General features: G+C 66.8%; 20 protein-coding genes and 1 tRNA gene. 6 read left to right on the top strand and 15 right to left on the bottom strand.

The window, feature by feature from the left end:
* Positions 1-49: 49 nt before the first annotated feature.
* The 11 genes from tal to mutM all read right to left on the bottom strand — a co-directional run bounded on the left by tal (position 50) and on the right by mutM (position 11,178).
* Positions 50-994: a transaldolase gene (gene tal / locus DYI37_RS14215; protein WP_116683902.1), complete on the bottom strand. Its 945-nt coding sequence runs from the start codon at positions 992-994 to the stop codon at positions 50-52.
* A gap of 161 nt (positions 995-1,155) precedes the next feature.
* Complete coding sequence (gene deoA / locus DYI37_RS14210) at positions 1,156-2,496, bottom strand: thymidine phosphorylase (RefSeq protein WP_116683901.1); 1,341 nt, start codon at positions 2,494-2,496, stop codon at positions 1,156-1,158.
* Positions 2,497-2,512: 16 nt separating this feature from the next.
* The gene (gene deoC, locus DYI37_RS14205; protein WP_116683900.1) at positions 2,513-3,256 is read right to left on the bottom strand and encodes a deoxyribose-phosphate aldolase; all 744 of its coding nucleotides are present in this window, start codon (positions 3,254-3,256) and stop codon (positions 2,513-2,515) included.
* A 21-nt stretch (positions 3,257-3,277) separates the two neighbouring features.
* Positions 3,278-4,069, bottom strand: coding sequence for a purine-nucleoside phosphorylase (locus DYI37_RS14200; RefSeq protein ID WP_116683899.1), 792 nt, complete (start codon positions 4,067-4,069; stop codon positions 3,278-3,280).
* Positions 4,070-4,073: 4 nt separating this feature from the next.
* Positions 4,074-5,042 (bottom strand): ABC transporter permease, encoded by a 969-nt coding sequence (locus DYI37_RS14195; RefSeq protein WP_116683898.1) that lies wholly within the window; start codon positions 5,040-5,042, stop codon positions 4,074-4,076.
* Complete coding sequence (locus DYI37_RS14190) at positions 5,039-6,202, bottom strand: ABC transporter permease (RefSeq protein ID WP_116683897.1); 1,164 nt, start codon at positions 6,200-6,202, stop codon at positions 5,039-5,041. The genes DYI37_RS14195 and DYI37_RS14190 overlap by 4 nt, the downstream gene beginning before the upstream one ends.
* Positions 6,199-7,776 (bottom strand): ABC transporter ATP-binding protein, encoded by a 1,578-nt coding sequence (locus DYI37_RS14185; RefSeq protein WP_245413919.1) that lies wholly within the window; start codon positions 7,774-7,776, stop codon positions 6,199-6,201. Before DYI37_RS14185 ends, DYI37_RS14190 begins: the two co-directional genes overlap by 4 nt.
* Positions 7,777-7,794: 18 nt before the next feature.
* Complete coding sequence (locus DYI37_RS14180; RefSeq protein ID WP_199520162.1) at positions 7,795-8,793, bottom strand: BMP family lipoprotein; 999 nt, start codon at positions 8,791-8,793, stop codon at positions 7,795-7,797.
* Positions 8,794-9,163: 370 nt separating this feature from the next.
* Positions 9,164-9,239 (bottom strand) — tRNA-Ala (locus DYI37_RS14175).
* 149 nt (positions 9,240-9,388) lie between these two features.
* Positions 9,389-10,162 carry an enoyl-CoA hydratase gene (locus DYI37_RS14170; protein ID WP_116683895.1) on the bottom strand — a complete coding sequence of 258 codons (774 nt, stop codon included), beginning with the start codon at positions 10,160-10,162 and terminating at the stop codon, positions 9,389-9,391.
* 122 nt (positions 10,163-10,284) lie between these two features.
* Positions 10,285-11,178, bottom strand: coding sequence for a bifunctional DNA-formamidopyrimidine glycosylase/DNA-(apurinic or apyrimidinic site) lyase (gene mutM, locus DYI37_RS14165; protein WP_116683894.1), 894 nt, complete (start codon positions 11,176-11,178; stop codon positions 10,285-10,287).
* 156 nt (positions 11,179-11,334) lie between these two features.
* Between mutM and ubiE the strand changes: the two genes are divergently transcribed.
* The 4 genes from ubiE (at position 11,335) to dut (ending at position 15,589) form a co-directional block, all read left to right on the top strand.
* A complete protein-coding gene (gene ubiE / locus DYI37_RS14160; RefSeq protein ID WP_116683893.1) occupies positions 11,335-12,114 on the top strand; it encodes a bifunctional demethylmenaquinone methyltransferase/2-methoxy-6-polyprenyl-1,4-benzoquinol methylase UbiE in 780 nt (259 codons plus the stop codon).
* Positions 12,115-12,158: 44 nt separating this feature from the next.
* Positions 12,159-13,745, top strand: a complete 1,587-nt coding sequence (ubiB, locus tag DYI37_RS14155) for a 2-polyprenylphenol 6-hydroxylase (protein WP_116683892.1) — start codon at positions 12,159-12,161, stop codon at positions 13,743-13,745.
* A gap of 174 nt (positions 13,746-13,919) precedes the next feature.
* A complete protein-coding gene (gene coaBC / locus DYI37_RS14150; RefSeq protein WP_116683997.1) occupies positions 13,920-15,146 on the top strand; it encodes a bifunctional phosphopantothenoylcysteine decarboxylase/phosphopantothenate--cysteine ligase CoaBC in 1,227 nt (408 codons plus the stop codon).
* Positions 15,143-15,589 (top strand): dUTP diphosphatase, encoded by a 447-nt coding sequence (gene dut / locus DYI37_RS14145; RefSeq protein WP_425365046.1) that lies wholly within the window; start codon positions 15,143-15,145, stop codon positions 15,587-15,589. The genes coaBC and dut overlap by 4 nt, the downstream gene beginning before the upstream one ends.
* Before the next feature lie 83 nt (positions 15,590-15,672).
* On the opposite strand, the gene DYI37_RS14140 is transcribed toward dut, so the two are convergent.
* Entirely contained in the window at positions 15,673-16,473 is an 801-nt protein-coding gene (locus DYI37_RS14140; protein ID WP_116683890.1) for a GGDEF domain-containing protein, read from the bottom strand.
* A 262-nt stretch (positions 16,474-16,735) separates the two neighbouring features.
* Between DYI37_RS14140 and cysK the strand changes: the two genes are divergently transcribed.
* Positions 16,736-17,764, top strand: a complete 1,029-nt coding sequence (gene cysK / locus DYI37_RS14135; protein ID WP_199520161.1) for a cysteine synthase A — start codon at positions 16,736-16,738, stop codon at positions 17,762-17,764.
* Positions 17,765-17,837: 73 nt separating this feature from the next.
* Here cysK and DYI37_RS14130 read toward each other — a convergent pair whose 3' ends face one another.
* Complete coding sequence (locus DYI37_RS14130) at positions 17,838-20,051, bottom strand: xanthine dehydrogenase family protein molybdopterin-binding subunit (protein WP_116683995.1); 2,214 nt, start codon at positions 20,049-20,051, stop codon at positions 17,838-17,840.
* 302 nt (positions 20,052-20,353) lie between these two features.
* On the opposite strand from DYI37_RS14130, the gene DYI37_RS14125 reads away from it, so the two are divergent.
* Positions 20,354-21,037: a DUF502 domain-containing protein gene (locus DYI37_RS14125; RefSeq protein WP_116683994.1), complete on the top strand. Its 684-nt coding sequence runs from the start codon at positions 20,354-20,356 to the stop codon at positions 21,035-21,037.
* A gap of 54 nt (positions 21,038-21,091) precedes the next feature.
* Here DYI37_RS14125 and DYI37_RS14120 read toward each other — a convergent pair whose 3' ends face one another.
* Together DYI37_RS14120 and recG are read right to left on the bottom strand one after the other, a co-directional pair.
* Positions 21,092-22,036 carry a glutaminase gene (locus tag DYI37_RS14120; protein WP_116683889.1) on the bottom strand — a complete coding sequence of 315 codons (945 nt, stop codon included), beginning with the start codon at positions 22,034-22,036 and terminating at the stop codon, positions 21,092-21,094.
* A gap of 119 nt (positions 22,037-22,155) precedes the next feature.
* Positions 22,156-24,258, bottom strand: coding sequence for an ATP-dependent DNA helicase RecG (gene recG / locus DYI37_RS14115; protein WP_116683888.1), 2,103 nt, complete (start codon positions 24,256-24,258; stop codon positions 22,156-22,158).
* Positions 24,259-24,290: the final 32 nt, after the last annotated feature.

Here is a 24,290-nt window from a genome sequence, read left to right as displayed (position 1 = left end):
TCTTGAAGACCCGGTTTCCTCCCGCGCGAACAGGAAGGGGGGCGATAAGTCAGGCCGCGAGTTTGTCGGAGATCAGCTTCAGAAGCACCTTGTGGTCGGCATCGAAGTTGCGGATACCTTCGGCGAGCTTCTCGGTCGCCATGGGATCGGCGTTGAGGCCGTAACGGAAGGCGCTTTCGTCCATCGGCAGCTTGTCCATGGACTTCGCCGTATCCGGGGAGAGCTGCCGGGCGAGGTCGCCTTGTTCCTGATCGAGTTCCTGGAGCAGGTTCGGCGAGATGGTCAGCCGGTCGCAGCCGGCGAGCGCCTTGATCTGCCCGGTATTGCGGAACGAGGCGCCCATCACGATCGTGTCGACACCGTTCGACTTGTAATAGTCGTAGATGCGCTTGACCGAAAGGACGCCCGGATCCTCATGCGCCTCGAAGGTCTTGCCCTCGCGCTTGGCGTACCAGTCGGTGATGCGGCCGACGAAGGGCGAGATGAGGAAGACGCCGGCATCGGCGCACGCGACGGCCTGTTCCAGGCAGAAGAGCAGGGTGAGATTGCACTGGATGCCTTCGCCCTCGAGAACCTCCGCCGCGCGAATGCCCTCCCAGGTGGAGGCGAGCTTGATGAGGATCCGGTCGCGCGAGACGCCCTGGTCCTCGTAGGCCTTCACGATGGCGCGCGCCTTGCCCAGCGAACGCTCCTTGTCGAAGGAGAGATCGGCATCGACTTCGGTGGACACGCGGCCCGGAACGAGCTTGGTCAGTTCCGTACCGACGCCGATGGTCAGGGCATCGGCGATGTCGAGCGGCGACATCTTGCCGGCCTTGCCCTTCTCGATCGCCTTGGCGACGAAATCTTCCGATGCCGGTGACTGGATCACCTTCAGGAGAATGCTCGGATTGGTGGTGCAGTCGATCGGCTTCAGAGCCTTGATGGCCTCGAAATCGCCGGTGTCTGCGACCACCGTGGTCATCTCCCTCAACTGGTCGAGCGTGCTGGCCATCGCGATGTCTCTTTCCTGTTCTGTCGTCATGGGTCGGGCGCGAACGCCCCGGTCGGGCCTGCTATAACAAGCATGGACCGGTCTGTCTCGTCAGGTGGATCGGAACGCGAGTGCGGTCGGTTCGGATCGTCCATTTCGGTCGGGATCGGAACGACTTGGGTCTAATCCGACCAGTGTCCGAGAGGGTCGAGACGTCCGAGGACGAGCGGGCCTCGCTCTACCCGCGCGCCGATCCGGTAGGCGGCCTGGAGGGCCCGCGCCGCAGCTTCGGCATCCGCCTCGGTCCGGGCGTGGACGATGCCGATCGGCGCATTCTCGTCCACGGTCTCCCCGATGCCGCGAAGATGGGTGAACCCCACCGCATGATCGATCGCGTCCTGTGGCTGGCGCCGTCCGCCGCCGAGCCCGATGACGACAAGGCCGATGGCGCGGCCATCGATCGCGCTCACGGTGCCGTCCCGCGCAGCAAAGACCGGACGCCGGATCCTGGCCTGCGGAAGATAGCGACCCGCTCTTTCCAGACTATCGGCGGGCCCCCCGAGGGCATGGACCATGCGGGCGAAGCGTTCGGCCGCCGCTCCGCTCACGAGGGCCCGTTCGGCCTGAAGGAGCCCCGTTTCCCGGTCGGGCACGATCTGCGCAAGCTGGAGGAGGGCGGCGGCGAGTCCGAGGGTCAGGGTCCGCAGGCGCGGTGCTGCGTCCTCGCCCGTGAGAACGTCGATCGCCGCCTGGACTTCGACCGCATTGCCGGCGGCAGGGGCCAGCGGCTCGTTCATGTCGCTGAGGAGAGCGGCCGCTCTCAGTCCCGCGCCGTTCGCGACGGATACGAGCGCCTCGGCGAGCTCGGTCGCCGCCTGCCGCGTCGTCATGAAGGCGCCGCTGCCGAGCTTCACGTCGAGGATCAGCGCATCCGTGCCGGCCGCGAGCTTTTTCGACAGGATGGAGGCGGTGATCAGCGGCAGGCTGTCGACGGTCGCCGTTACGTCGCGGATCGCATAGAGGCGCCGGTCGGCCGGAGCGAGATCGGCGGTCGCCGCGACGATGGCGAGCCCGGTCTCGTCGACGACCCGCTTCAGATGGTCGAGGTCCGGCGCGCTGCGATAGCCGGGGATCGCGTCGAGCTTGTCGAGGGTGCCGCCGGTATGACCGAGCCCGCGCCCGGAGATCATCGGAACGCGCGCACCGCAGGCCGCGAGGATCGGGGCGAGAACGAGCGAGACCGCGTCGCCGATCCCGCCCGTGGAATGCTTGTCGAGAACCGGGCGCCCGTCGTTCGGCCATCGCAGCACCGTGCCGCTGTCGCGCATGGCTTCGGTGAGTGCGACGGTCGAAGAGGTTTCAAGGCCGCGCAGGAAGACGGCCATCGCGAAGGCCCCGGCCTGGGCATCGCCGATGGCGCCCGAGGCGAGGCCGTTCGCAAAGCCTGCGATCTCGTTTTGGGAGACGGGTTCACCATCCCGGATCCTGCGGATCGTCTCCTGCGGCAGGACGCTCGACGTCACGATGATAACACCGCGATCAATAGCCCGATCCGCTTGCGGCCGCGCGACCCTCGATGTCGGCGGTGAGCGTGTCCAGAAGGCCGGAGGCGCCGAAGCGGAAGGTCTTCGGTCCCGCCCATCCCGGCCCCATGATGGTGTCGGCGAGATCCAGATAGGACCGCGCGGCCTCGGGCGTGCGGATGCCGCCGGCCGCCTTGAAGCCGGCCCGCCCGCCATGGGCGCGGATCGTCTCCAGCATGACCTCAGCGGCCTCCGGTGTCGCGTTGACGGCGACCTTGCCCGTGGAGGTCTTCAGGAAGTCGGCGCCGGCCGCGAGACACACCTCGCTCGCCAGCCTGATCTGATCCTCGTCCTCGAGTTCGCCGGTTTCGAGGATGGTCTTCAACGTGACCCCGTGCGCGGCCTGACGGATCTCCGACACATAGGCCGCGACCATGCCCGTATCGGCACGAAGACGCCGATAGGGAATGACCAGGTCGATCTCGTCGGCCCCGGCGCGGATCGAATCCTGCGTCTCGGCGACCGTCGTCTCCACGCTTTGGTCTCCGCCGGGAAAGTTCGCGACCGTCGCGATGCGGACAGGCCTGCCGCCCAGCGCATCGGCGGCCTGCGCAACGAAGCGCGGCCAGATGCAGACGGCCGCGACGGGCCCATGAGGTGTCACGGCTCGTGCGCAGAGAGCGGCGATGTCGGACTCGGTGCAGTCGTTCTCCAGATTGGTGAGATCGAGGCAAGAGAGAGCGAGGTGGCTGGACGACATCGAAGACCCTTCAGCGCGGTATCAGAGGCGCGGCACCAGCGCGACGAGGAGATCGGAGAGGATCGCACCGCCCTTCGGCGCCATCTCCTTCGTCTCCTCGTGGCTGAGTTCCTGGCCGGTGATGCCGGCCCCCATATTGGTGACGACCGAAAAGGCGGCGACCCGCAGGCCGAGAAATCGCGCGAGAATCACTTCGGGCACCGTCGACATGCCGACCGCGTCCGCTCCGAGGATCTTCGCCATCCGGATCTCTGCGGGCGTCTCGAAGCTCGGGCCGGAGAACCAGGCATAGACCCCCGCATGGAGTGCGAGTCCCCGCTCTTCGGCGACTGCCCGGGCGGTCTGCCGGATCGTCTCGTCATAGGCCGTCGTCATGCCGGTGAAACGGCGATCGGTCGGCTCGCCGATCAGCGGATTGGCCCCCGACAGATTGAGATGGTCCTCGATCATCATGACCGAACCCGGCTGGACCTCGGCAAGAAGGCTTCCGGCCGAATTGGTGAGGATCAGCGTCTCGATGCCGATCGCCTTCAGCGCTTCCAGTGGCGCACGCATCACGTCCGCCCGGCCATGCTCGTAGTAATGGGAGCGTCCGGCCATGACGACGACCGGAACGCCGGCCAGCGATCCGATGACGAGCGCGCCCTGATGGCCGGAGACGGTGGAGGCGGGAAAGCCGTCGAGATCGCCATAAGAAATGGTGACCGCATCCTCGATCAGGTCCGTAAGGCCGCCGAGCCCGGAGCCGAGGACGAGGGCGATCCTCGGGGCGAGATCGGTGCGCGTGCGGATGGTGGCGGCGGCCTTTTCCATCGGCTCAGCGCTCCTTGACATAGGGTACGCCGCCGGCGCGCGGGGGGACGGCCTTGCCGATGAAGCCCGCGAGAAGCACGACGACGAGGATATAGGGCAGGGCCTGCATGAACTGGACCGGAACCTCGCCGATCCCCGGCACCGAAACGCCCTGGAGGCGGATCGCGGCTGCGTCCAGAAGACCGAAGAGCAGGCAGGCGCCGAGCAGCGGCCAGGGTCGCCATTTCGCGAAGATCAGGGCGGCGAGCGCGATGAAGCCCTTGCCGGCCGTCATGTCGCGCACGAAGCCCGCCGACTGGGCGATCGACAGATAGGCGCCCGCAAGGCCGCAGAAGATGCCGCAGACGATCACCGCCCTGTAGCGCAGCCAGGCGACCGAGATGCCGGCGGTATCGACGGCCGCCGGATTCTCGCCGACGGCCCGCAGGCGCAGGCCGAAGCGGGTCCGGTAGATGATCCACGCCGTCAGCGGCACGGCGAGGAAGCCGAGATAGACGAGGAGGTTGTGGCCTGACAGAAGCGTCGAATAGATCGGCCCGAAGATGGGCACGTCGCGCACGGCATCGGCGAAGGGGAGGGTCAGGGTCTGGAAGCGTCCGCTGGGCGGAAGCGGCGGCGTCTGTCCGCCGCGCGAGAACCACGCATAGCCGAGAAAGGCGGTGAGACCGGCCGCGAGGAAATTGATCGCGACGCCCGAGACGATCTGGCTGCCGCGCTGGGAGATCGAGGCGTAGCCGTGCACGAGGGAGAGCGCGACGGAGGCGAGGATGCCAGCGCCGAGGCCCAGCCATGCCGAGCCGTAGACGGCACCCACGGCGGCAGCCGCGAAGGCCGCGATCAGCATCTTGCCCTCGAGCCCGATATCGAAGACGCCCGCACGCTCGGAAAAGAGGCCCCCGAGCGCCGCGAGGATCAGCGGGACGGACAGGCGGATCGTCGAGTCCAGAACCAGGATGAGGGCGTCGAAGCTCATCGCGCGATCTCCTTCGGCCGGCCCGCCTCGCCGGTCTCGCGCGGACGCGAGATCAGCGACCAGCCATGGGTAAGACCGGGGCGGAACATGTGCTCCAGCGCGCCGGCAAACAGGATCACGAGGCCCTGGATCACGACGATCATGTCCCGCGAGATCGCCGGCATGTCGAAGGCGAGTTCGGCGCCGCCCTGATAGAGCGCGCCGAAGAGGATCGAGGCGAGGACGATGCCGACCGGATGAGCCCGGCCCATGAGCGCGACCGCGATGCCGACGAAGCCGGCCCCGCCCACGAAATCGATCTGCAGGCGCTGCTGGTCGCCGAGCACGGGATTCAGCGCCATGAGGCCTGCGAGAGCGCCGGAGATCATCATGGCGATCACGGTGATCCGCACCGGCGAGATGCCGGCATAGAGCGCGGCCGTCGGGCTGTGGCCGAGCGTGCGGATCTCGAAGCCGAGGCGCGTGCGCCAGATCAGGAGGTAGACGAGAAGGCAGGCGGCGAGGGCCACGAGAAAGGTGATGTTGAGGGGCGAGGTGCCGATATCGATGCCGAGGGGCGCGAACAGCCAGTCGAGTTTCGGCAGGGTGCCGCCGGGCCCGAAGGTGCGTGTCTCGGGCTGCATGGAGCCGATCGGCGACAGATGTTCCACCAGCAGCCAGACCATGAAGCTCGCCGCGATGAAATTGAACATGATCGTCGTGATGACGATATGGCTGCCGCGCTTGGCCGAAAGCCAGCCGGGAATGAGGGCCCAGACCGCGCCGAAACCGGCCGACAGGGCGAGCGCGACCGGGAACGTCACCCACCATGGCACGTATCGGTCGAGCATGAGGGCGGCGAGCGCGCAGCCGAGGCCGCCGAGATAAGCCTGGCCTTCGCCGCCGATATTGAAGAGGCCGGCATGGAAGGCGACGGCGACGGCAAGGCCCGTCAGCATGAAATTCGTCGCATAGAAGAGGGTGAAGCCGATCCCCTCGCCATATCCGAAGGCGCCGTAGACGAGGTAGCCGACCGCCTCGATCGGGCTTTCGCCCACGAGCAGGACGACGAGGCCGGAAATCACGAAGGCGGCCGCGACGTTGAGCACCGGAACGAGGCTGTAATCGAGCCAGGCTGGAAGCCGGGCGGTGCCGCGTGTCCGGGACCGGATTTTCGTCATTGGGCAGCCTCGGTGCTGGAGATCCCGGTCATCAGGAGCCCGAGTTCGGCCTCGCTCGCCTCGGGGCCGCGCTCGCCGACGATGCGGCCGCCGCACATCACCAGGATGCGGTCCGACAGGCCTCTGATCTCGTCGAGTTCGACCGAGACGAGGAGGATCGCGCATCCGGCATCGCGCATCTCGACGAGGCGGGCATGGATGAATTCGATCGCGCCGATGTCGACGCCGCGCGTGGGCTGGCCCACGATGAGGATCTTCGGTCCGCGTTCCATCTCGCGTGCAAGCACGATCTTCTGCTGGTTGCCGCCGGAGAAATTGGCGGCCTTGAGGCGCGGATCGGGCGGGCGGATGTCGTATTGCTCGATATGCCGGACGGCGTGGTCGCGGATCGCACGGCGATCGAGGAAGAGACCTCTGCCGTAGTGGGCGTCGTCGTGATAGCCGAGAATCGCGTTCTCGTCCTCCGAGAATGCCGTGACGAGACCTGCCCGGTGGCGATCCTCGGGCACATGGGCGAGACCCAGTCGCCGGCGCGAGGCGGCGGCCGCGGGCCGTGTGAGGTCGACCGGCTCGCCATCGATCGCGAGCCTGCCCCCGTCCGCCTTGCGCATGCCGGAAAGCACCTCCATGAGCTCCGACTGCCCGTTGCCGGCAACGCCCGCGACTCCGACGATCTCCCCGGCGCGAATATCGAAGCTGACATCGTCCAGCCGCTTCACGCCGCGCGAATCGGTGAGCGAGAGATCGGCGACCTCGAGGATCGGCGCGCCGGGCTTCGCCTCTGCCTTCTCTACCCTCAGGAGAACGCGGCGCCCCACCATCTCCTCGGCGAGCGCCGCAGGGGAGGTCTCCGTGGTCTTCATGGTCGCGACGATCTCGCCCCGGCGCATCACGGAGACATTGTCGGTCGCCTCCATGATCTCGCGCAATTTGTGGGTGATGAGGATGACCGTGCGGCCCTGGTCGCGCAGCTGGGCGAGGATGCGGAAGAGATGATCGGCTTCGGCCGGCGTCAGGACGCCCGTCGGCTCGTCGAGGATCAGCGTCTCGGCGCCCCGGTAGAGCGCCTTGAGGATCTCGACCCGCTGCTGCAGGCCGACCGGCAGATCCTCGATCCTCGCGTCGGGATCGACCTCCAGCACGAAGTCCCTTTCGAGCCTCTGGAGTTCGGCGCGCACCTTGGCGGCGCCGCCCTTGAGGCGCGCACCGCCCTCGACGCCGAGCATGACGTTTTCGAGCACGGTAAAGGTATCCACTAGCATGAAATGCTGGAACACCATGCCGATCCCGGCCGCGATCGCCTCGTCCGGCGAGCGGATGTCGATCGGCTTGCCGTCCACGAGGATCTGGCCGGCATCGGCATGATAGTAGCCGTAGAGGATCGACATCAGCGTGGATTTGCCGGCGCCGTTTTCGCCGACGATGCCGTGGATCGTGCCCTTCTCGATGCGCAGGTGAATGTCGCGATTGGCCCGCACGGGCCCGAAGCTCTTGTCGATACCGACGAGTTCGATCGCCGGCGGCCGTGCTGCCGCCGGGTCGCGCATGGGGTCGCGCAGCGCCGCTTCGGTCATCGGATCAGCCGGGCGCGATCAGGATTTCGCCGGGCAGGAATTGTCCGACATGTAATCGTGCACCTCGATCTCGCCCGCGATGATCTTCTCGCGTGCCTCGCCGACCCGCGTTTCCATCTCGTTGCTGATGAGGTCGCGATTGTTCTCGTCGAGTGCCCAGGCGACGCCATCGTCGCTGAGGCCGAAATTCTCGACGCCGGCGCTCCACTGATCCTTGGCGAGATCGTCGATCGCGTCATAGACGGCGTTGTCGACGCGCTTGACCATGGAGGTCAGCACCGAGCCCGGATGGGTCATGTTCTGGTTGGAATCGACGCCGATGCCGAGTTTGCCCGCATCGGCCGCGGCCTGAAGGACGCCGACACCCGAGCCGCCGGCCGCGTGATAGACGACGTCCGCACCCTGGTCGAACTGGGACTTGGCAAGCTCGCCGCCCCGCACCGGGTCGTTCCAGGCCGAGCCGGTCGTGCCGACCATGTTCTCGTAGATCTCGATATCCGGATTGACAGCCTGCGCACCCTCGACATAGCCGCAGGCGAACTTGCGCATCAGCGGGATGTCCATGCCGCCGATGAAGCCGATCTTGCCGGTCTCGGACGCCATCGCGGCCAGCATGCCGACGAGATAGGAGCCCTGCTCCTCCTTGAAGAGGACCGAGCGTACGTTCGGCTTGTCGACGACCGCATCGACGATGACGAAATGCGTGTCGGGGTACTCGTCGGCCACCTTCTCGATCGCCTGGGCCTGGGAGAAGCCGATCCCGATCACCGGATCGAATCCCCGGCGCGCGAAATTGCGCAGGGCCTGCTCGCGCTGGGAATCGGACTGGATCTCGAAGTCGCGATAGTCCGTGCCGGTGTCGGCCTTGTAGCGCTCGGCGCCGTTATAGGCTGCTTCGTTGAAGGATTTGTCGAACTTTCCGCCCAGATCGTAGACGACGGCGGGTTCGACCTCGGCCGCCTGCACCTGTGTGGCGAAAAGCGCGGCGACGGCGGCCGCAATCCAGCTGGAACGCATACGGACTGATCCTTCTAAACCCCTGCCGCGCATCGATCCGTTGTCGGCGAGCCCGGCACTTGGCGGCAGGAAAGCGCACCGGCTCGTCTTTGTCGAGTGAAATGCGCCCGATCGCGAGGCACCGCGATCATTTGCACATCTTGTGCTCTGGTATGGGGAAGGCGGGGGCGGATCCGGAAGCGCCTCCGGTTCGTCGTCCCGCATTCTCGCCGGACGATCGTCGTCGATTCTAAAGCCCGCATGGAGGCGGGTGATCGACGATGAGGCGAGCCCTGCCGAAAGCATTCGGCCGCGACGCCGGTGCGAGCACGACGCTGCGATCGTCCGAACGACGGACGTGATTACGTAATCAGGGAGATGACTTCGGCACTGGTGGAGCTGAGCGGGATCGAACCGCTGACCTCGTCATTGCGAACGACGCGCTCTCCCAACTGAGCTACAGCCCCATCCACAGTGCGGCCGAGATGTACGTCGGCGGCAGGTGGGCTGTCAACGGTGAAGCTGACGGTGCCGATGCCCCGAGGCCCGCGTCCAATCGACAGGTCGCGGCGCCGGATGCCGTCTCGCGCGACATCCGGCGCCGGTTATCGCCGGTTCAGTGGTTCTTGAACTGCGGGCTTCGCTTCTGGACGAAGGCGGCCATGCCTTCCTTCTGGTCGTCGGTCGCGAAGGTCGCGTGGAAGAGCCGGCGCTCGTGCCTGAGGCCCGCCGCGAGCGGCGTCTCGAAGGCCTCCGAGACCGCTTCCTTGGCGGCGAGGACGGCGGGAAGCGAAAAGTCGGAGACCTTTTCCGCGATCCTCAGGGCTTCCTCGAGGAGATTGGCCGTCTCGACGATGCGCGAGACGATGCCGCAATTCTCGGCTTCCTTCGCATCCATCATCCGGCCGGTGAGAACGAGGTCCATCGTCTTCGCCTTGCCGATCGAGCGGGCGAGCCGCTGGGTGCCGCCCATGCCGGGCAGGATGCCGAGCGTGATCTCCGGCTGGCCGAACTTGGCGTTCTCGGCGGCGATCAGGATGTCGCACATCAGCGCCACCTCGCAGCCGCCGCCCAGCGCATAGCCGCCGACGGCGGCGATGAGGGGCTTCCTGACCCGCGTCAGCCGCTCCCAGCCGGACCAGACATCGTCGAGAAAGGCCTCCGAATAGGCGTAGTCGGCCATTTCCTTCACGTCCGCGCCGGCGGCGAACGCCTTGTCCGAGCCCGTCAGCACGATCGCGCCGATCCGGCCGTCCGCATCGAAGTCCTCTGCCGCCTTGCAGACCTCCTTCATCATCAGATGGCTGAGCGCATTCATGGCCTTCGGCCGGTTGAAGGTGATCAAGCCGACGCGGCCGCGCATCTCCGATCTGATCGTCTCATATGCCATTCCTGTCCGCCCCTTCGCGTCCGGTTCTCAAAGTCCTGCGCCATAGAAAGCGCCCGTGTGGGGCGATGCAACAGACGGGCCCGCGCATTTCGGTTCCTCGAGGACCGGAGGCGCACCCGGCGTCATCTCTGGCAGGATGCGCAGAAGAAGGTGGAGCGGCCCGACTGGACGATCCGCGAGACCGTGCCGCCGCATTCGGCACGTCGGCAGGGCTGGCCTTCGCGGCCGTAGACGTTGAAGGAATGCTGGAAGTAGCCGAGTTCGCCGGTCGCCTGGCGGTGATCGCGCAGGGTCGAGCCGCCGGCGAGGATCGCATCGGCGATCGTCTCGCGAATGTGATCGGCAAGGACCGAGAGCCTCGGGGTCGGCGCCCCGTTCCGGCGCACGAGGCTCCCGGCGGCCCGGCGCGGGGAGAGCTTGGCGCGCCACAAGGCCTCGCAGACATAGATATTGCCGAGCCCCGCGATCAGCCTCTGGTCGAGAAGCGCGGCCTTCAGCGGCACGGCCTTGCCGGCGAAGAGCGGCGCGAGGGCCTCGCCGCTGAGACCATTGCCCGTCGGCTCGATGCCGAGATCGCGGAAATGGGGATGCGCGCCGAAGTCCCCCGGCTCGATCAGGGACATGTAGCCGAAGCGACGCGGATCGTTGAAGACGATGGCCGCAGCCGAGCCGTCGGGCCGTGCGAGTTCGAAACGCACATGGTCGTGGAGCCTTGCCTCCGAACGCGGATGAACGAAGCTGCCGGGCACGGTGCCGGCTCCGTTCGCCTCGATGCGGAAGGAGCCGGACATTCCGAGATGCATTGCGAGGATCGGCCCGTCCGCGATCTCCGCCAGGAGATATTTCGCACGGCGCGAGAGGCTCGTCACCACTCGGCCCTCGAGACGCTCCGAGAAGCGCTCGGGGAACGGAAAACGCAGATCGGGCCTTGCAAGATGCAGTCTGGCGATCCGGGCGCCCTCGAAAACCGGTTGGAGACCGCGCCTTACGGTTTCCACCTCTGGCAATTCCGGCATGTGCGTATAAGTCCAGGTTTGCATGGCGCCGATCGAGGCGCCAAACAGGTTCCGCGTATGGAGGGAAACGGCCTTGCGTCGATCGGCCCTCTTTGATTTGTCCAGAAGATATCGTCATCGGATGCGATGCGATCAATTCCTCAAGGTTTCGATACCATGTCCGACAGCCGTGCGACGAACGCCGATGCGATGGAGACGAGCTACGGCTATGCCACCGTCTCGGGCCGGGAGGAGAAGCAGTCTCGCGTCAACGACGTGTTTCATCGGGTCGCCAAGCGCTACGACCTGATGAACGATCTGATGTCGGCGGGTCTTCACCGGGTCTGGAAGGACCAGATGGTGTCCTGGCTCAACCCGCCGCACCGCTCCGGCTGGACCTTTCTCGACGTGGCCGGCGGCACGGGCGACGTCGCCTTCCGCATCGTGGAGCGCACGCGCAGGCGCGCTCACGGCACCGTCCTCGACATCAACGCCTCCATGCTCGGCGTCGGTGCCGAGAGGGCGGCCAAGCGCGATCTGTCGGACAATCTCACCTTCGTGGAGGCCAATGCCGAGGAACTCGATCTCCCCGATGCGAGCTTCGACGCCTACACCATCGCCTTCGGCATCCGGAACGTTCCTCGCATCGACCGGGCGCTCGCCGAGGCATACCGGGTGCTGAAGCCCGGCGGCAGGTTCCTGTGCCTCGAATTTTCCGAGGTGGACGTTCCCGGCCTCGACAAGCTTTACGAGACCTGGTCGTTCCACGGCATTCCGGCCATCGGCGAGCGGGTCGCGAACGACCGCCAGTCCTATGAGTATCTGGTGGAATCGATCCGGCGGTTCCCGAACCAGGAGAATTTCGCGGGGCTGATCCGGCAGGCGGGCTTCGAACGGGTCAGCTACCGGAACCTGACGGGCGGCATCGCCGCGCTGCATTCCGGCTGGAAACTGTGACCGAACGCGTGCGACGCCTTTTCTCCAAGCAGGACTGAGACATCGTGGCCAATCCGATCCGGGGCACATTCGCTCTCGTGCGCGCAGCCTTCGTCCTTGCCCGCGAGGGTGTCGTCGGCACGCTGCCCGCCGAAGGGCTGCCACCGGCGGCGCTTCTGGGATACCGGTTCGCGCGGCTGATCGAGCGCGGGAGCGCGGAAGGGCGCGAGCGCTCCGACAGGCTTTCGCGCGCCCTCAACCGGCTCGGGCCGTCCTATGTGAAGCTCGGCCAGTTCCTCGCCACGCGGCCCGATATCGTCGGCGCCGATTTCGCCACCGAACTGGGCGGTCTCCAGGACAGCGTTCCGCCATTCCCGACCGAAAAGGCAGTCGAGGAGATCGAGGTCACGCTCGGCCGTCCCATCCACGAACTGTTCGAGGACCTGGGCGAGATCGTGGGCGCAGCCTCGATCGCGCAGGTCTACAAGGCCCGCATCCGCGATATCGAGGGCCGCGAGCGGTACGCCGCCGTCAAGGTCATCCGGCCGGACGTGCGCGCGCAATTCCGCCGTGAACTCGACGCCTTCGCCTTCATCGCGAAATTCCTCGAAAAGTTCGTGCCGTCGGCGAGGCGGCTTCGCCCGGTCGCCGTGGTCGAGACCCTCGCCCAAAGCACCCGCATCGAGATGGACCTGCGGCTGGAAGCTGCGGCGGCGTCCGAGATGGCCGACAACGTGGCCGGCGATGTGGGCTTCCGTGTGCCGCGGATCGATTGGGAGCGCACCGGCCGCGACGTCGTCACCATGGAGTGGATCGACGGCATCAAGATGAGCAATGTCAATGCCATCATCGCTGCCGGCCACGATCCGAAGGCGCTGGCGGTGAAGGTGGTGCAGTCCTTCCTTCGCCATGCCATGCGCGACGGGTTCTTCCATGCCGACATGCATCAGGGCAATCTGTTCGTCGCCCCGGACGGGGCGGTCGTGGCGGTCGACATGGGCATTGTCGGCCGGCTTTCGGACGATTCCAAGCGCTTCCTCGCCGAGATCCTCTACGGGTTCATCCAGCGCGACTACAGGCGCGTCGCCGAACTGCATTTCGAGGCGGGCTACGTGCCCCGCCATCAGGACGTCGCGAGCTTCGCCCAGGCGCTGCGCGCGATCGGCGAGCCGATCTACGGCCAGCCCGCCGAGACCATCTCGATGGGCCATCTTCTCTCCCTCCTCTTCGAGGTGACGGAGCTTTTCGAGATGAAGGCGCGGCCGGAGCTGGTCCTTCTGCAGAAGACCATGGTGGTCGTCGAAGGCGTCGCCCGGACCTTCGACCCCAAGTTCAACATGTGGGCGGCGGCGGAGCCCGTCGTCTCGGACTACATCCTCCACGAACTCGGCCCGGCCGCGAAGCTTCGCGAGGCGCGCGAGGGGGTCGATGCCATGCTGAAGCTTCTGCGCAAGGTTCCAAATTTCGCCGACGGGCTCGGCGTGCTGGCCGTGCAGCTTCCCGATCTGATCGAGAACGGCATCCGCCTCAACGACGATACGCTGAAGGATCTCGCCAGCGAGAAGCGGGCATCGATCATGTCCGGACGCGTCGCCCAGTGGGTGATCGCGATCTCGCTGGCTTCGATCGCGATCAGCTTCTTTGTCCGATAGGCGCTGCCGTCCAACCCCACTGCGCAGGCCATATCCCGGTCGGCGCACGAGCCGCCCCCGAAGCGCCGCGTCTTCCGATTGATCGGTCCGAGGCGCGGGGATAGGATCGCGGCGCCCGGCCCGAGGCGATTTCGACCTCGTGTCCCCTGATCTTCAACCCGCATGGAAGCCGAGATGACCGCGACCCTTTCGGACCGACGCGTGCTCCTCATCGTCGGAGGGGGAATTGCGGCTTACAAGTCGCTCGATCTCATCCGGCGCCTGCGCGAGCGCGGTGCGGAGGTCACGCCCGTCATGACCCGCGCCGCCGGGGAGTTCGTCACGCCGCTTTCGGTCGGCGCGCTCTCGGCCTCCAGGGTCTATGGCGATCTGTTCGACCGAGACGACGAGCACGATGTGGGCCATATCCGGCTCGCCCGAACCCACGACCTGATCCTCGTCGCGCCTGCGACGGCCGATCTGATGGCGAAGCTTGCCCATGGTCTCGTCGGGGATCTAGCGACGGCGGTGCTGCTTGCCGCCCGCGTCCCGGTGCTGATGGCGCCGGCGATGAACCCGGCCATGTGGAACCATCCGGCGACCCGGCGCAATCTGGCGACGCTGAAGGATGACGGGGTGGAGTTCGTCGGCCCGGCGTCAGGTGAGATGGCCGAGAGCGGGGAGGCGGGTTTCGGCCGCATGGCCGAGCCGCTGGAGATCGTCGCCGCCGTGGAAGACCGCTTCGGTACCGGGTCGAAACCGCTCGCCGGCAGACGCATCCTCGTCACGTCCGGCCCCACTCACGAGCCGATCGACCCGGTTCGCTACATCGCCAATCGCTCCTCCGGGCGTCAGGGCCATGCGATCGCTGCCGCACTCGCCGGGCTCGGGGCCGACGTGACGCTCGTTTCGGGGCCGGTGACGCTTGCAGATCCCGCCGGCCTGCGCACGGTGCACGTGGAGACGGCCCGACAGATGCTCGAGGCCGTGCGCGCAGCGCTTCCCTGCGATGCCGCGATCTTCGTGGCCGCCGTCGCCGACTGGCACGCCGCCGAGGAGGCCGGATCGAAGATCAAGAAGAGGGATAGCGGCGAGGTGCCGGTGATCGCATTCGCCGAGAATCCGGACATCCTGAGGACGATCGGACATTCGCCCGAGCGGCCGCCGCTCGTCGTCGGATTTGCGGCCGAGACCGACGATCTCCTCGCGAACGCCGCCCGCAAGCTCGAGAGAAAGGGCGCCGATGCAATTCTCGCCAACGACGTGTCTGCGGCCGGCGGCGTGATGGGGGGCCGCGAGAACACGGTCCACCTCGTCACCCGCGACGGCGTCGAGGAATGGCCGACCATGAGCAAGGAAAAGGTCGCCGAACGACTGGCCCGATGGGTCGCGGCGAAGATCGGCGAGGGTGCCCCACGATGACCGTCGAGCTTCGCGTCAAGCGCCTCGCCCATGCCTCGGACATTCCGCTTCCGGCCTATCAGAGTGCCGGAGCTGCCGGTGCGGATCTGAGGGCCGCGCTCGGCGAGGACAGGCATCTCGGCCCCGGCGAGCGATCCCTCGTGCCGACGGGCTTCGCCTTCGAGATCCCGGACGGCTACGAGCTGCAGATCCGTCCCCGTTCGGGGCTCGCCGTCCTTCACGGCGTCACGGTCCTCAACACGCCGGGCACCGTGGACAGCGACTATCGCGGGGAGGTGATGGTGATCCTCGTCAATCTCGGCACCGAGACCTTCACGATCCGGCGCGGCGATCGCATCGCGCAGATGGTGCTCGCGCCGGTCACCCGTGCGCGGATGGTGGAGGCGGCAGGCATCGGTACGAGCGAAAGGGGCGAGGGCGGTTTCGGCTCGACCGGCGTCTGAGCTCGCCCTCCCGCCGCGTCTCCTGATCAGGGCTCGTCGCCGTCAGGGTTCGAGGACCGGTTCGGACGCGGGTCCCGGTTGTCTCAACCGCGCTGGAGCGTCCCGTCGGCGGCTCTGCCCTGGGCGACGATCCGCGGGCGAAGGGGCGGTTTGGTGGCCGATGCCGCCGCGCTGATCGTCACCCTGTTTCTGCCGGCATGCTTGGAGCGATAGCAGTTCTCGTCGGCGATCGCGTAGAGGCGTTCGAACCGGATGGCCTTGTCCGCGAAGACGGCGCCGATGCTCACGGCGATCGGAAGCCTCTCGCCCCTCGCATGCAAAGCGAGGTTCGAAACCGCGGCGCGTGTGCGCTCGGCCATTTGAAGCGCCTCGTCTTCATCCGCACAGCGGGCGAGAACCGCGAATTCCTCGCCGCCGAGGCGTGCCACCGTATCGGTCTTGGCGACGGACGTCGCGAGCGCGTGGCCGATCGCCTTCAGGGCGCTGTCGCCCACCGGATGGCCGAAGCGGTCGTTGATCTGCTTGAAGTGATCGGCATCGACGACCATGAGGACGAAGCCGCGCCGTGGTCGCTTGAGGCTGTTCCAGGCGGAGCGGAGCATCTGGCGGTTGCCGAGACCGGTGAGCCTGTCGGTCACCGCGCGCAACTGCCACTGGTTGCGTTCGCCGTCCACGATGCTCACCCGGAAGGCGGTGTGAATCATGTGGGCGGCTCCGAGCGTCAGGGGCGCGAACACGGCCAATCCGAGGATTCGGACGAGATCCGTTCCCCGCATGTCACTGAACAGCGCGAGCGCCACGATACCCGACAGAATCGCACCCGACACGGCAATGACGGCACTCTCCGCGAGCGCCATGCGAACGGGCGAGGTTCTCTCGGGCATCCAGTGACTTCCGCAAGGTGAGACTGGCTGAACATGCGCCCTCGACGCTTAACGCCGGATAAAGCCGTGCCATCGAATGCCAGCCTCTTGCCGCGACCGGTCGGAGGAGAAGTTTCTCCCGCCCAGGCTTCGATTGGAGCGTTTGCCCTTAAACTTCCGCGGCATCGCGTCCTATATTCGGGCGGAACGCGCCGCGAATGCATCCATGGCCCCGATCGCCCCTCGATCGGAAGAGCCGAACGAGACAGGCAGGAGACACGAGATGGACGATATGACGCAGAATTCGGAAGCCCGCACCCATGGTCGAGGCCGCATCTACGATTCGATCGTCGATACGATCGGCAACACGCCCCTGGTCCGCCTGAACAAGCTTGCCGAGGAAAAGGGCGTGAAGGCCCATATCCTCGCCAAGCTCGAATTCTTCAATCCCATCTCGAGCGTGAAGGATCGCATCGGCGTCGCCATGCTGGAAAAGCTGGAAGCCGATGGGAAGATCGAGCCGGGCAAGACGACGCTCGTCGAGCCCACCTCCGGCAATACCGGCATCGCCCTTGCCTTCGCGGCCGCCGCCAAGGGCTACAATCTCATCCTCACGATGCCCGAGACCATGTCGATGGAGCGGCGCAAGATGTTGCGCCTGCTCGGCGCGCAGCTCGTTCTCACCGAGGGCGCGAAGGGCATGAAGGGCGCGATCGCGAGAGCCGAGGAGCTGGTGAGCGAGATCCCGAACGCGATCATCCCGCAGCAGTTCGAGAATCCGGCGAACCCGCAGATCCACCGGGTCACGACGGCCGAGGAGATCTGGAACGACACCAAGGGCGAGGTCGACGTCTTCGTCGCTGGTATCGGCACGGGCGGCACCATCACGGGCGTCGGTCAGGTGCTGAAGCAGCGCAAGAGCGATGTCCGCGTCGTCGCCGTCGAGCCCGAGGCCTCGCCCGTCCTGTCGGGAGGCCAGCCGGGGCCGCACAAGCTGCAGGGGATCGGCGCAGGTTTCGCGCCGAAGATCCTCGACACCAATGTCTATGACGAGATCGTGACGGTCTCCAACGAGGAGTCCTTCGAGATGGCCCGGCTCGTCGCCCGGCTCGAAGGTGTCCCGGTCGGCATCTCGTCCGGTTCGGCGCTCTCAGCGGCCGTCAAGGTGGGCCAACGCGAGGATATGGCCGGCAAGACGATCGTCGTCATCATCCCGTCCTTCGCCGAACGCTATCTCTCGACCGCACTCTTCGAAGGTCTGATCGACGAGGACGAGCCGAAGGAGCCGCGCAAGGGCGCTCCGTCCATCTGATCCGGCTCGTCCGATACCGAGACAGATCGCGCCCGCCGACGGTTCCTCCGTCGGCGGGCGTTTTTTGCGGATGTCAGCCGGGCAGACCGGCGATCAACTTGTCGAGCGTGACGGGAAAGGAGCGAACCCGTATCCCCGTCGCGTTGTAGACCGCGTTGTTCACGGCCGCCCCGACCCCGCTGATCCCGAGCTCCCCGATCCCCTTGATCTTCAGGGGGTTCGTCTTGTCGTCCTCCTCGTCGAGGAAGGACACGTCGAGATGGGGAATGTCGGCATTCACCGGCACGTGGTACTCGGCGAGATCGTTGTTCACGAACTGGCCGGTCCGCGCATCGGTCACGGCGTCTTCCATCAGCGCGTTCCCGATGCCCCAGATGATGCCTCCGATCATCTGGGAGCGCGCGGTCTTGGCGTTGAGGATGCGTCCGGCGGCGAACACGCTGGTAACGCGCCGCACGCGGGTCTCGCCGGTGACGGCGTTCACCGCCACTTCGACGAAATGGCCACCATAGGCGGCCTGGTCGTAGGTCTTGCTCATCGTGCCGGGCTGGATCGTACCGCTCGCCTCGATCGGCTCGTCCGAGACGAGATCGGCGATCGCAACGCGGCGATTGGCGGCGATCGCGTAGCCGTCCTTGAGGGTCATCTCCGCTGCGGGAACGCCCATGCGCCGGGCAAGCTCCTTCACCGCATCCTCGGCCGCGAGCGCGACGGCCGAGCCGGCGCTCGCCGCGCCCATGGAGCCGCCCGAACCGAAGCCGTTCGGATAGGCCGTGTCTCCGAGCTTCACGGCGACCCGGTCCATCGGCACGCCGAGACTCTCGGCGGCGATCTGGGCGAGGATCGTATAGCTGCCCGTGCCGATATCGGTCATGCTGCTCTCGACGGTGATTTCGCCGGTCCGGTCGATCCTGAGGGCCGCGCTCGCCTTTGCCAGAAGGTTGACGCGGATCGCCGAGGCGACGCCATGGCCGATCAGCCAGTCGCCCTCGCGCGTCGAGGCGGGCTTGGCCTTACGCTTCTCCCAGCCGAAACGGCGCGCGCCTTCGTCGAGACATTCGATCAGGGCGCGGGCCGAGAACGGCCGGTCGCGCGTCAGATCGCGGTCCGGCTCGTTGATCCGGCGAAACTCCACCGGATCGATACCGGCCTTCTCGGCGAGTTCGTCCATGGCGCATTCGAGGCCCAGCATGCCGACGGCCTCGCCCGGCGCGCGCACCGGGCCGGTTTCAGGCAGGTCGAGGGTCAGGAGTTTCGTGGTGAAGCGCCGGTTGGCCCCGGCATAAAGCGCGAGCGAGCCGAGCGCGACGGGCTCGAAATTCGAACGCTCGGGGCGCTGGCTGACGATCGAATCCTGGCCGATCGCCGTCAGGCGTCCCGATGCGTCGCAGGCAAGGCGCAGGCGCTGCCGCGTCTCGGAGCGCCGGTAGACGATATGGAAGAGCTGGCGGCGCGTCATCGCGAGCCTCACCGGGCGACCGGTCCGCTCTGCGGCGATCGCCGCCAGAACGCCCTCGACGCCGATCCCGCCTTTTCCGCCGAAGCCGCCGCCCACATAGCGCGAGACCACGCGGACCCTGTCGGCATCGATCTTCAGGGCGTCCGCCAACATCTGGCGCGCGATCTCGAGAAGCTGCGCCGAGGTGTGGACGACGAGGTCTTTTCCTTTCCATTCCGCGATGGCGGCATGGGGCTCCATCGCGGCATGCACCATCGACGGCGTCGAATAGACCGCGTCGACACTGTGGACGCCCTGCGCCATCCCGGCATCGAGATCGCCGACGGTCGCATCGGGCAGGCGGGCGTCAGCGGGAACCGGCTCCGCCTCGTGCGCCAGCCTGTCGGCGTCGTAGCGCCCTTCCGCCTCCTCGGTTCTGACGGTGACGGCATGGGCGGCCGCCCGCGCCTGTTCGAAGGTTTCGGCGACGACGAGGCCGAGGGACTGGCCGTAATGGTCGATCACGCCATTGCCCTGCATCATCCATCCGTCGAAGAAGCCGCCGGTCTCGCGAGCGATCCGCTCGTCCTCGACGATCACGTCGATGACGCCCGGCATCTCGCGGGCCGCCTCGACATCGAATCCCGCGACCCGGCCATGGCCGACCGGCGCGCAGATCGCATAGGCATGAGCGAGCCTGCCCTCGACCGGTTCGTCGAGTGTGTAGGCCGCGGTTCCGGAAACCTTCAACCGGCCTTCGATCCTGTCGAGCGGCTTGCCCAGAAGGCCCTGCACAGAATTATCGAGCCGCGTCTCGCCGACCGGTTCGTCCATCGTCCATTCCGCCATGGGAATCTCCATTGCCATCCGGCCGAGCGGCAGGGAGCGGGATCTTAAGATCGTCCGCCAGCCTCGGCCTCATCGGGAAACGAGGAAGCCGCCTGATCGTTCTCGGGCATCGTGTCGCGATGGACGGAGGCGAGGAACCGTTCCGTACGTACAGGGGGGCAGGCGGGCGGAATTTGGCGGCTCCCGGCAGGGGCCATCTTGCAAAATCCGCATTCGCGCGTGATGGTCGACCCGCCGTGCCGATGGCCGGCGGCCACCCGCGCCCTTTCGGCGCATCCATGGCGGCAACGGGGCATCCATTCATGGCGCGTCTGCGCAATTACTTCCTGACGGGCTTCATCGTCTGCGCGCCGCTCGCGATCACGGTCTGGATCACCTGGTCGTTCATGCAGTGGACCGACAGCTGGGTGAAGCCGTATATTCCGACCCGGTTCCTGCCCGATTCCTATCTGCCCTTCGCCATTCCCGGCTTCGGCCTGCTCGTGGCGCTGATCCTCATCACGATCATCGGCTTCCTCACGGCGAATTTCATCGGCCGCACGATCTTCGGCTGGGGCGAGAACCTGCTCGGCCGCATGCCGCTGGTCCGCACGGTCTACACCGCCCTGAAGCAGATCTTCGAGACGGTGCTCGCCGACCGGTCCTCTTCGTTCAAGACGGCCGGGCTGATGGAATATCCGCGCAAGGGGGTCTGGTCGATCGTGCTGATCGCGACGACGGCCAAGGGCGAGATCGCCCGCGTCCTCTCCGATCAGGGCGATGAAATGCTGGCGGTGTTCATGCCGCCGACGCCCAATCCGACGTCCGGCTTCCTGATGTTTGTGCCGAAGGAGGACGTGCGGATCCTGTCCATGAGCATCGAGGCGGCGCTGAAACTCGTCGTCTCTGCGGGGCTCGTCACCGGCGACGACAAGCAGGCACCGATGACGCAGGCGCAGGCCGCGCGGCTGGTGGAGGAGAAGGCCGCGAAGGAAGAGGTCGGCTGACGCGAGGGCTCGGCCCTCGCGCCTCGCCCATCGTCGACAACGCTCTCCCGTTGGTCAGACCGCGCCGGGGCCGAAGACCGTCCAGCCGAGGCGGCTCGTCAGGAGTTCGAGGGCGATGCGGCCGAGATGGGAATTGCCCGTGACGTCGAGGCCCGGCGACCAGACGCAGACCGAGGCCTTGCCCGGAACGATGGCGAGGATCCCGCCACCCACTCCGCTCTTGCCCGGCAGGCCGACCCGATAGGCGAATTCGCCCGATCCGTCGTAATGGCCGCAGGTCAGCATGATGGCGTTGATCCGGCGGGCGCGCTCGGGCGTGACGACGGAGTAGCCGGTTTCCGGCCGCACGCCGTTATGGGCGAGGAACCGTCCGGCCAGGGCGAGCTGTCGGCAGGTCATGGCGATCGCGCAGTGGTGGAAGTAGACGCCGAGGACGTGTTCGACCTCGTTTTCGAGAACGCCGAACCCCTTCATGAAATTGGCGAGCGCCCGGTTGTTGAAGCCTGTCGCGTTCTCCGAAAGCGCCACGTTCCGGTCGATGAAGATCGCGTCGTCGTCCGCGAGGAACTGCATGAAGCGAAGAATCTCGCCGATCGCCTCGCGCGGCTGATGGCCGGCCAGCACCAGATCCGTCACGGCGATGGCGCCGGCATTGATGAAGGGATTGCGCGGAATGCCCTTTTCCCGTTCCAGCTGGACGATCGAATTGAAGGGCGAGCCCGAAGGCTCGCGGCCCACCCGGTTCCAGACCCGGTCGCCGGCGATGCCGAGGGCGAGCGTCAGGGTGAAGACCTTGGAGATGCTCTGGATCGAGAACGCCGTGTCGCAATCGCCGCCGCAGGCGATCTCGCCGTCGCGGGTGACGACGGAGATCGCGAACTGGCGCGGATCGATGCGCCCGAGCTCGGGGATATAGCTCGCGACATCCCCGCGATCCTCGCGGGCGGCCATCTCCTCGGCGATCTCGGTGACGGCGGTCTGGAGTGCGGATGATGTCATGGGGCGTCCTGTCTCGCATCGCTCCGGCGGCATGGTCCGGCTATGGAGCAGGCGAGGTGGACGGGGCAAGAGGAAACGGAGGCCGACTGGGCGCTTTCGAGGCAGGCCGGCCCGGGTCATCAGCCAGACCGAAGCAGCTTGATCGCCTCGTCCTTGCCGAAGAGGTAGAGAAGCGTGCGCAGCGCCTCGCCCCGCTCGGATTTCAGATCGGGATCGGTGGCCAGAATCAGGCGCGCGTCGTCGCGGGCGACTTCCATCAGGTCGGCATGGTGTTCGAGCTTGGCGAGCCGGAAGAAGGGCATGCCCGATTGCTGGGTGCCCAGAAGATCGCCTTCGCCGCGCAGCTTGAGATCCTCTTCCGCGATGCGGAAGCCGTCCTCGGTCTCGCGCATGATCTTCAGCCGCGCGGCCGCCGTTTCGCCGAGGGGCGGACGGTAGAGGAGGACGCAGGAGGAGGGCTTGTCGCCACGTCCCACCCGGCCGCGAAGCTGGTGGAGCTGGGAGAGGCCGAAGCGTTCGGCATGCTCGATGACGATGATCGAGGCGTCGGGCACGTCGACACCCACCTCGATCACGGTGGTGGCGACGATGATCGCGGTGCGGCCTTCCTTGAAGGCGGCCATGGCCGCATCCTTCTCCTCGCCCTTCATGCGGCCGTGGACGAGCCCGACCTTCTCGCCGAAGAACTGGCGCAGGACGCTGGCTCGCTCTTCGGCCGCCGTCAGGTCGCTCTTCTCGCTTTCCTCGACGAGCGGGCAGACCCAGTAGACCCGGTCGCCGGCCTCGATCGCGGACCCGATGCGCCGCACGATGTCGGGCAGGCGCTCGTCGGCGAGCGCGACGGTCGCGATCGGCTTGCGGCCCTTCGGCTTTCCCGCGAGGCGCGAGACGTCCATGTCGCCGAATGCGGCGAGCACCAGCGTTCGCGGAATCGGCGTCGCGGTCATCACGAGGAGGTCGGGCCGCGCGCCCTTCTCCTGAAGCTGGATGCGCTGGTGGACGCCGAACCGGTGCTGTTCGTCGACGACGACGAGGCCGAGATCGTGATAGGCGACGGCTTCCTGAAACAGGGCATGGGTGCCGACGACGATCCGCGTCTCACCGCTTTCGATCCGGGCGAGCTTGTCGGCGCGGCTGCGCCCCGTATCGCGTCCGGTGAGGATATCGAGGCGGATGCCGGCGGCTTCGCAGAACCTCGAAAGCCCGCTCGCATGCTGGCGGGCGAGGATCTCCGTCGGCGCGAGGAGAACGGACTGGACGCCGGCCTCCGCCGCCCGGGCCATGGCCATGAGAGCGACGACGGTCTTGCCGGCACCGACATCACCCTGCAGCAGCCGCAGCATCCTCTCCGGCTTGGCCATATCGGCGAGGATCTCGCAAATCGCGCTCGCCTGGGCCTCGGTCAGATCGAAGGGAAGGGCATGCTTGATCCTGGCGAGAAGACGGCCGTCGCCCTCCAGCCTGCGGCCGGAGGCCCCACGGGTCTTTCTGCGCGACAGGGCGAGCGCGAGCTGGTTCGCTAGGAACTCGTCATAGGCAAGGCGCCGTGCCGGCGGCGAGGCGGGATCGAGTTCGGCGCCGTCGGCCGGGTCGTGCAGCCGTTCGAGGCTGCGCCGGAAGCCGGGAAAAGTCTGCTTCCTGACGACGCCCGGCTCGATCCACTCGGACAGGTCCGGGGTCTTCTCGAGCGCCTGGCCGATCGCCCGGCGCAGGACCTTGCCTGAAAGGCCGGCAGTCAGCGGATAGATCGGTTCGACCAGCGAGAGATTTTCGGCTTCGGCGAGCGGTGCGGCGAAATCGGGATGCACCATCTGGGCGCGTCCGTTGAACCATTCGACCTTGCCGGAGACGAGCATGGTCTCGCCGACTGGAAAGAGGTTCTCCATCCATGCGGGCTTGGCCCGGAAATAGGTGAGCGCGATCTCGCCGGTCTCGTCCTGCGCGAACACCCTGTAGGGCGCGGACGGCTGCGCCCGCCCCGGCGGCAGGTGACGGTCGATCCGCACCGTCAGCGTGACGATCGATCCTTGCGAGGCCGAAAGCACCTCCTCGCGGCGGCGACGGTCGATGAGGCCGGACGGCAGATGGAACAACAGGTCCCGCACCCGGAGCGTCTGTCCGGACCGCACGAGGAGCGTCTGGAGGAGCCCGGCGACCTTCGGTCCGACCCCGTCGAGGGTGGTGACGGCGGCAAACAGGGGGTCGAGACAAGTGGGGCGCATGGCCGGGAGGTTTGGCGGGACGCGATGCCTTT

Origin of the sequence: Fulvimarina endophytica (assembly GCF_003403015.1) — a bacterium.
Taxonomy (GTDB): Bacteria; Pseudomonadota; Alphaproteobacteria; order Rhizobiales; family Rhizobiaceae; genus Fulvimarina; species Fulvimarina endophytica.
The sequence above is the reverse complement of the archived record's forward strand: the minus strand, read 5'-3'. Positions and strand labels throughout refer to the sequence as shown.